A 7,059-nucleotide genomic window follows, 5' to 3' on the forward strand; every position below is an offset into this window, starting at 1 on the left:
CTGCGCCGCGCCGAACTGGCGGTCGAACAGGCCAAGACCGCCGGGCGCGGCGGGGCCGCCGCCTACGGCCGGGCGCTGGAGTCCGACAGCCTGTCGCGGCTGGCGCTTGAAGCCGATTTGCGCAACGCCTTCGTGCGCGGCGAGATCGAGCCCTTCTACCAGCCCATCGTCAATCTGATGACCGGCGCGGTGGCGGGGTTCGAGGCCCTGGCCCGCTGGCGCCACCCGCAGCGCGGCCTGGTGCCGCCCGACGAATTCCTCGGCCTGGCCGACGAAATGGGCCTGATGAACGAGCTGGGCCTGCTGATGATGACCCAGGCGTCGCGCCAGCTGGCCGAATGGCTGGCCCGGCATCCGTCGGCGGGCAAGCTGTTCTGCAGCGTCAACCTGTCGGTCGGCGAGATCGAGCGGGCCAATCTGGTCGAGGACGTGGCGCGGATCATCACCGAGGCGGGCCTGCCGCGCGGTGCGCTGAAGCTGGAGGTCACCGAAGGCGACATCATGCGCGACACCTCGCGCGCCGCCGACACCCTGACCCAGCTGCGCAATGCGGGGGCGTCGCTGGCGCTGGACGACTTCGGCACCGGCTTCTCGTCCCTGACCTGGCTGGCCAAGCTGCCGTTCGATACGCTGAAGATCGACCGCTATTTCGTGTTGACCATGGACAAGGACGAGGGCTCGGCCAAGATCGTCAAGTCGGTGGTCAACCTGGGCCGGGACCTGTCGCTGGAAGTCGTCGCCGAGGGGGTCGAGAACGCCGGCCTCGCCAAGCTGCTGCTGGACGCCCAGTGCCACTACGGCCAGGGCTTCGGCTACGCCCCGGCCCTGCCGGCGCAGGAGGCCGAGGTCTATCTGAACGAGTCCCTCGCCGACGGCACGGCGCCGATCAAGGCGCGCTCGGCGTAGCTCCGGACGGGGTCCCCGGCTGTCCGGGCGGCAACCTCAGGCTCAGGTTCGTCAACCTTGACGTGCGGCGCCGGCGGGTGTCTTCTTTTGGACAGGGGTCGATCTCCCGGCCTCCCCAGGAGGACGACACATGCGTGTTCCGATGGTTTCCATCTTTCTGACCGGCGGGGTGCTGGCCCTCGGCGCCTGCGCCCCGATCGACTCCAGCCCGATGACCCTCGCCGAGCGAACCGAACATTGCCAGCGTCTGGGCACTGGCCTGGATCCCACCGGTCGCCAGACCGGCGACGCGCGGCAGGACTACAGATGCCGGAACATCCTCGCGACCACCTACGCTCCTCACGGCCGACGCGACGGGGCGGGTTCAGCCGAGGTCAGCAAGGTCATCAGCAGGGGCGGATAGCCTGCGGTTCAGGCGCCGGCCTCGGCCCGATCCGACTGCGCAGGGGGGTGCGCCTACGCCCGGCCGCTCTGCCCCGACAGCTGGGCCGGATCGACGCCCAGCCCGGCCAGGGCCCGGGCCCATTTGCTGTCGTAGTCCGGATCGAAGATCAGGTCAGCGTCGCCGTCGGCGGTGAGCCAGACGTTCTCGCCCAGCTCATCCTCGAGCTGACCCTCGTCCCAGCCGGCGTAGCCCAGCAGCAGCACCGACCGGCGCGGTCCGGCGGCGGGGTCGACCATGGCCGCCAGGGCCTCGCGCGTGCCGGTCATGGCCAGGCCGTGGCCGAACGACAGCGAGGCGTCCTCGGCCAGCCAGTCGTCGGTGTGCAGCACGAAGCCGCGTTCCCGCTCGACGGGCCCGCCGACCAGCACCGCCCGGTCCGAGGCCGAATCCGGGGCGGGCGTCTCGAGCTTGGTCAGCACGGCCTTCAGGTCGACCCCCGGCGCCGGACGGTCGAGCCTCAGGCCCATGGCGTGGTCTGGGCGGTGGGCGCAGACGAGAATGACGGCGTGTTCAAAGCGGGGATCGCCGATGCCGGGCATCGCCACCAGCAGCCGGCCCTCGAGGGAGAGAAAATCGTCCATGATCCTATCATCGGGACCGCAGGCGGCCGGCGCAAGGCCGCCGCGTCCCCGCGAGAGGTTGGCGCGGCGCCCGGCAAGGCCTATCTGGACCGGGAGTTGAACCTTCAGACCCCCGGAGCCCTGCCATGACCGTCCAGATCGGCGACCGCATTCCCTCGGCCAACCTGACCCGCGCCACCGACGACGGTCCCAAGCCCGTCACCACGGACGACATCTTCGCCGGCAAGACCGTGGCCCTGTTCGCCGTGCCGGGGGCCTTCACCCCGACCTGTTCGGCGCGGCACCTGCCGGGTTTCAAGGATCACCGCGAGGCCCTGGCCGGCAAGGGCGTCGACACCGTCGCCTGCCTGTCCGTCAACGACGCCTTCGTTATGGGCGCCTGGGCCGACAGCCAGGGTATCGGCAAGGACGAGATCGTTATGCTGGGCGACGGCAACGGCGACTTCACCCGCGAGCTGGGCCTGTCGATGGACGCCAAGGGCTTCGGCATGGGCGAGCGCTCGCAGCGCTATTCGATGATCGTCAGGGACGGCGTGGTCGAACAGCTCAATGTCGAGCAGCCGGGCGAGTTCAAGGTGTCGTCGGCGGAGCATCTGCTGTCGCAGCTCTAGAGGCGCTATCGCTCACGGCGCGGCCGTTCGCTGCTTGAGCGCGAGGTCCGGGCCATGACCGACGTCTTCACCCCTGAACAGCGCAGCGCCGTGATGCGGCGGGTGAAGGGGCGCGACACCGGTCCGGAGCTGGCCGTGCGGCGCATCCTGCGCGCGGCCGGGATCGGCTACCGCCTCGGCGGCGGCGGCCTGCCCGGGAAACCCGACCTGGTCATGAAGGGGCGGCGCACGGCGGTGTTCGTGCACGGCTGCTTCTGGCATGGGCACGACTGCGCTCGCGGGGCGCGCCAGCCCAAGGCCAACGCCGCCTACTGGACCGCCAAGATCGATCGCAACCGGGCCCGGGACGCGGCCGCGCGGGCGGCGCTGGAGGCGGCCGGCTGGCGGGTTGTGACGGTCTGGGAATGCGGGATGAAGGCGCCGGACTTCGCCGTCCGGCTGGTCGCCGAGGTGCGGGATCAGGCGGCGGCGGTCTCGACCCCGGCCTCGTCCTCCGCCTGAGCCATGGTCATCACATGGGTGATGGCTCCCAGCAGCATCGGCGGGGTGATCGGCTTGGGCACGAAATAGGTCATCCCGGCCGCGGTGCAGGCGGCGATGTCTTCCGGCGCCGTATCCGCCGTCACCGCGATGATCGGGACAAGGGCGTTGGGGCCGTCCCCGTCGCGGATGCGGCGGGTGGTTTCGCGCCCGTCCAGTTCGGGCATCCGCACGTCCATGAAGATCAGGTCGAAGCTGGAGGTCTCGCAGATCTTCAGCGCCGCCATGCCGTCGGCGGCCGTGGCGATGTCGCAGCCCAGCGGCTGGAGGATCAGCTGGATGGCCCGGCGGTTGATGTCGTGGTCGTCGACCACCAGCACCCGCATCGGCCGGCCTTCGTCCTCGTCGGCGTCCGGTGCCGGCGCCGCGCCTTCGGCCGGGGCGGTCTCGACCGCGGTCCCGGTCAACGACTGTGCGTCCGGCGCGGGTGTGGAAGGGGTCGAAGGGCGGCTGGACGGGCGCGTCGACAGCGCCCGAGCGACAGCGTCGCGGCTTTCCTGATCAAGCGCCGGCGCCGACACGACCCCGGCCTGCGCCGCTTCGAGCCGCAGGGCCAGGGTGAAGATGGAGCCGTGGCCGACGCTGCTGCGCGCGGTCAGCCGGCCGCCCATCAGTTCGGCAAGCTGACGGCTGATGGCGAGACCCAGTCCGGTGCCGCCGTGGCGGGCGCTGACGCCGGCGATGGTCTGGTCGAACGGCGTGAACAGGCGCGCCAGCTGGTCGCCCGTCATGCCCGGGCCGGTGTCGGCGACCTCGATCAGCACGGCATGGCCGCCGGTGTCTTCCGGCCAGACTTTGAGGCGCAGGGTGATGGAGCCCTCGGCCGTGAACTTCATCGCATTGGAGATCAGGTTGTTGAGCACCTGGCGCAGCCGCATCGGATCGCCGCGCACCGAGGTCGGCACGGTCGCAGCCCCCTCGATCCGCAGCTTCAGGCCCTTGGCCCGGGCCGGACCGCGCCACAGCCGGGCGGACTGGTTCAGAAGATCGCGCAGGCTGAAGTCGACCGAGTCCACCGTCATGTGCCCGGCCTCGAGCTTGGCGTGGTCGAGCAGATCGTCGAGCAGGGCCTTCATCATGAAGCCGGCGTCGCTGATCAGCCGGGCCTGGGCGCGGGCTGAACTGTCGGAGGCGCCGCGCTCCAGCTCGGCCGAGCCCGTCAGGATGGCGCTGATGGGGGTGCGCAGATCATGACCGACGGCGGCCAGGAAGGCGCTCCGGCCCTCCATGATGCGCTCGGCGTCGGCCCGCTTCTCCTCGGCCTCGATGCGGGCGGCGCTTTCCGAGATCCGGGCCTGGTTCATGCGCTGCCAGGTCGACAGGCAGTAGGTGATGAACACGCCGACGGCGACCGCGGCCGCGGTCACGAAGGCGGGCGAAGCGCCATAGGCGAACATGAAGAACGGGGTCGAGGCCAGGTAGAGGAACTGCGGCGTCACCGTCAGCACCAGCACCGACATCGAACGCGGCGCGTTGATCATCGAATAGATGGCGCCGGCTGACAGCAGCATGGAGGCGCAGATGCCGCCCATGGCGCCCCCGACGATCCAGAGAGGAATCGCCAGGCTGCCGAAATAGCCGGCGTTGATGGTCAGCATGGCGTTGCCGGCCAGACCCCGCACGCCGCGCAGACGCTCCGTCCTGCCGTCGTTGACAGGGCCGAAGATCCACAGGTCGACCAGCTGAACCGTGAAATAGCCCAGCATCCATCCGGCGCTGAGCGACCAGCCGAGAAGGGGGCTGAACACCAGGGCGCATGCGGCCGCCATGCCCAACCGCTGCAGCAGCGCCTTGCGGCGCTGGCGGATGGCGCCGGCCCAGCTGTCCTGGGCGGTGGCGGGCATTGCGGCTGTAGCGATCGCCATGCGGCTCCCCCGGACCGGGCGTATTCGCCCTTGCTCGATCATGCCCGGCTTGCCCTAACGCTCCGTCAACGGGCCGTTCCGACGGCCTCCGCCGCTGTGGAAAAGCCCTCGGCTCTCAGGCGCGCGGCGAGGTCCCGCTTGATCCGCCCGACCAGCCCGGGACCGTCGTAGACGAGGGCGCTGTAGATCTGCACGGCGGAGGCCCCGGCGCGGATGCGGTCCCAGGCCTCGGCCCCGGAGTCGATTCCTCCGACGGCGATCAGCGGCATACGCCCCGCCGACGCCTCGGCCGCCGCCCGCAGGGCCGCCCGCGCGCGCGGCTTCAGCGGCTCGCCGGACAGGCCGCCGGCCTCGTCCCGATGCGGCGATCGCAGGGTCTGCGGCCGGTCCAGGGTGGTGTTGGACACGATCAGCGCATCGATGCCGTGGTCCAGCCCGGCCTCGACGATCAGACCGATCTCCGCCGCCGTCAGATCGGGCGCGATCTTGAGGAACACCGGGGTCGGATCGTCCGCCCGGGCCTCGGCCAGTCGGCCCAACAGGTCGTCCAGGGCGGCGCGACCCTGCAGGTCGCGCAGGCCGGGGGTGTTCGGCGAGGAGACGTTGACGGTGACGTAGTCGGCCAGGCCCTTCAGACGCCTCAGCCCCGCGACATAGTCGGCGGCCTTGTCCTCCGTCTCCTTGTTGGCCCCCAGATTGGCGCCGATCACCGACCCCGCGGGGCGACGGGTGAGGCGGGCCGCGAAGGCTTCCAGCCCCTCGTTGTTGAAGCCCATCCGGTTGATGATGGCGCGGTCCTCGCCCAGGCGAAACAGCCGCGGCTTCGGGTTGCCCGGCTGCGGTCGCGGCGTGACCGAGCCGCATTCGATGAAGCCGAAGCCCAGCCGCGACAGGCCGTGCAGCGCCTCGCCGTTCTTGTCGAGCCCGGCGGCGAGGCCGACCGGGTTGGACAGACGCAGGCCGGCGACGGTGGTCGCCAGCACCGGATCGTCCGCGGCGGGCGCCGGCAGCGGGACGGTCCGCAGCGCCATCAGGGCGAGGCCGTGCGCCGTCTCCGGGTCGAGGCGGCGCAGAAGGGCGGCGCCGAGGTCGCTCAGGGCCATCCGTCCGCTCCATCGTCGAAGATCGGGGTCCCGTCGGCCCGAACCGACAGCGCCCGTTCGGACAGGGCCGCCGACAGGGGCAGGGGTCCGTACACGTGCGGGAACAGGTCGCCGCCCCGCGACGCCTCCCACCGCAGGGCCTCGCCGAGCCTGGCCGTGGCCACCTCGACCAGCAGCAGCCCGTCGCGGCCGGCATAGTGGCGGCGCGCCGTCTCGGCCAGCTGGGCCGCCGTGGACATGTGGATGTAGCCGTCGGCGCGATCGACCCCGGATCCGCCATAGGCGCCGGCGGCCCGGGCCGCTTCCCACTCCCGGCGGTCGACCAGCTTGTAGGCGATCTCCGTCATTCGCCGGCCAGGTCGCGCGGTTGCAGATACCCTTCCAGCGTCGGCCGACCGGCCGCATCGACGCCGAAGATCGCCGCCGCCCCGGGCGGAAAGCCGCCGGTCATGCGATCGAGCACCGACGGCGAGGCGGCGCTCTCGACCAGATACTCCACAGCCAGCAGGTGGATCCCCGGATTGTGCGCCACCACCATCAGGCAGCCGGCCTCGTCCTCGGCCGTCTCGACCAGCCGCCGCAGGATGTCCGACCCGCCATTGAACAGCGCCTCGTCGTCGCGGATCTGGACGTCGCCGAAGGCGTCGTGGAGCAGGTCCCAGGTCTGGCGCGTGCGCAGCGCCGGCGACACCAGCGCCAGATCCGGCCTCAGTCCGCGCGCGGCCAGGGTCCGTCCCATGGCGGCGGCGTCGATCCTTCCCCGCGACGACAGCGCGCGGTCACGGTCGCGGCCCGAGCCGGCGGCCCGTTCGGCCTCGGCGTGCCGCATCAGGATCAGTCTCTGCATGCCCGCCCTTTAGGGCCTGACGGCCGGCCTGCAAAGCGTCGGCGGCGCTTCAGGAGCGAACGCGGCGGCTGCGCGACGCCGGCTGGGGGTGAAGGGCGGGTGCATCCGGGCGGCGCCGTGGCCACGGCCCCGGTGCGGGCGCCCGCCCTTCACCCCCAGCC

The 7,059-nt window shown here is 71.5% G+C and carries 9 protein-coding genes; 4 read left to right on the plus strand and 5 right to left on the minus strand.

Annotated features, from left to right (window positions below; all coding sequences use genetic code 11):
- Together RDU12_RS10325 and RDU12_RS10330 are read left to right on the plus strand one after the other, a co-directional pair.
- Positions 1-906, plus strand: a 906-nt coding sequence (locus RDU12_RS10325) for an EAL domain-containing protein (RefSeq protein ID WP_308684568.1), incomplete at its 5' end; no start/stop codon positions are given.
- 130 nt (positions 907-1,036) lie between these two features.
- A complete protein-coding gene (locus tag RDU12_RS10330) occupies positions 1,037-1,309 on the plus strand; it encodes a hypothetical protein (protein ID WP_300293464.1) in 273 nt (90 codons plus the stop codon).
- 53 nt (positions 1,310-1,362) lie between these two features.
- On the opposite strand, the gene RDU12_RS10335 is transcribed toward RDU12_RS10330, so the two are convergent.
- A complete protein-coding gene (locus tag RDU12_RS10335) occupies positions 1,363-1,932 on the minus strand; it encodes a YqgE/AlgH family protein (RefSeq protein WP_308684569.1) in 570 nt (189 codons plus the stop codon).
- A 125-nt stretch (positions 1,933-2,057) separates the two neighbouring features.
- On the opposite strand from RDU12_RS10335, the gene RDU12_RS10340 reads away from it, so the two are divergent.
- Both RDU12_RS10340 and RDU12_RS10345 read left to right on the plus strand, forming a co-directional pair.
- A complete protein-coding gene (locus RDU12_RS10340; RefSeq protein ID WP_300292288.1) occupies positions 2,058-2,543 on the plus strand; it encodes a peroxiredoxin in 486 nt (161 codons plus the stop codon).
- Between the two features lie 54 nt (positions 2,544-2,597).
- Positions 2,598-3,044: a very short patch repair endonuclease gene (locus RDU12_RS10345; RefSeq protein WP_300292285.1), complete on the plus strand. Its 447-nt coding sequence runs from the start codon at positions 2,598-2,600 to the stop codon at positions 3,042-3,044.
- On the opposite strand, the gene RDU12_RS10350 is transcribed toward RDU12_RS10345, so the two are convergent.
- From RDU12_RS10350 to RDU12_RS10365, 4 genes are all read right to left on the minus strand, one after another.
- Entirely contained in the window at positions 3,002-4,948 is a 1,947-nt protein-coding gene (locus RDU12_RS10350) for an ATP-binding protein (protein ID WP_308684570.1), read from the minus strand. The two genes, RDU12_RS10345 and RDU12_RS10350, sit on opposite strands and share 43 nt — an antisense overlap.
- 65 nt (positions 4,949-5,013) lie before the next feature.
- Positions 5,014-6,051 carry a quinone-dependent dihydroorotate dehydrogenase gene (locus tag RDU12_RS10355; protein WP_308684571.1) on the minus strand — a complete coding sequence of 346 codons (1,038 nt, stop codon included), beginning with the start codon at positions 6,049-6,051 and terminating at the stop codon, positions 5,014-5,016.
- Positions 6,042-6,398: a DUF952 domain-containing protein gene (locus RDU12_RS10360; RefSeq protein ID WP_308684572.1), complete on the minus strand. Its 357-nt coding sequence runs from the start codon at positions 6,396-6,398 to the stop codon at positions 6,042-6,044. The genes RDU12_RS10355 and RDU12_RS10360 overlap by 10 nt, the downstream gene beginning before the upstream one ends.
- A complete protein-coding gene (locus RDU12_RS10365; protein ID WP_308684573.1) occupies positions 6,395-6,898 on the minus strand; it encodes a histidine phosphatase family protein in 504 nt (167 codons plus the stop codon). The genes RDU12_RS10360 and RDU12_RS10365 overlap by 4 nt, the downstream gene beginning before the upstream one ends.
- Positions 6,899-7,059 lie beyond the last annotated feature (161 nt).

It is taken from the genome of Brevundimonas sp. (assembly GCF_031082345.1).
Lineage (GTDB): Bacteria > Pseudomonadota > Alphaproteobacteria > Caulobacterales > Caulobacteraceae > Brevundimonas.

Excerpts from the sequence above, each read along its gene's own strand:
- RDU12_RS10330 (WP_300293464.1), top strand. The coding sequence starts at position 1,037 with ATGCGTGTTCCGATGGTTTCCATCTTTCTGACCGGCGGGGTGCTGGCC.
- RDU12_RS10335 (WP_308684569.1), bottom strand. The coding sequence starts at position 1,932 with ATGGACGATTTTCTCTCCCTCGAGGGCCGGCTGCTGGTGGCGATGCCC.
- RDU12_RS10340 (WP_300292288.1), top strand. The coding sequence starts at position 2,058 with ATGACCGTCCAGATCGGCGACCGCATTCCCTCGGCCAACCTGACCCGC.
- RDU12_RS10345 (WP_300292285.1), top strand. The coding sequence starts at position 2,598 with ATGACCGACGTCTTCACCCCTGAACAGCGCAGCGCCGTGATGCGGCGG.
- RDU12_RS10350 (WP_308684570.1), bottom strand. The coding sequence starts at position 4,948 with ATGGCGATCGCTACAGCCGCAATGCCCGCCACCGCCCAGGACAGCTGG.
- RDU12_RS10355 (WP_308684571.1), bottom strand. The coding sequence starts at position 6,051 with ATGGCCCTGAGCGACCTCGGCGCCGCCCTTCTGCGCCGCCTCGACCCG.
- RDU12_RS10360 (WP_308684572.1), bottom strand. The coding sequence starts at position 6,398 with ATGACGGAGATCGCCTACAAGCTGGTCGACCGCCGGGAGTGGGAAGCG.
- RDU12_RS10365 (WP_308684573.1), bottom strand. The coding sequence starts at position 6,898 with ATGCAGAGACTGATCCTGATGCGGCACGCCGAGGCCGAACGGGCCGCC.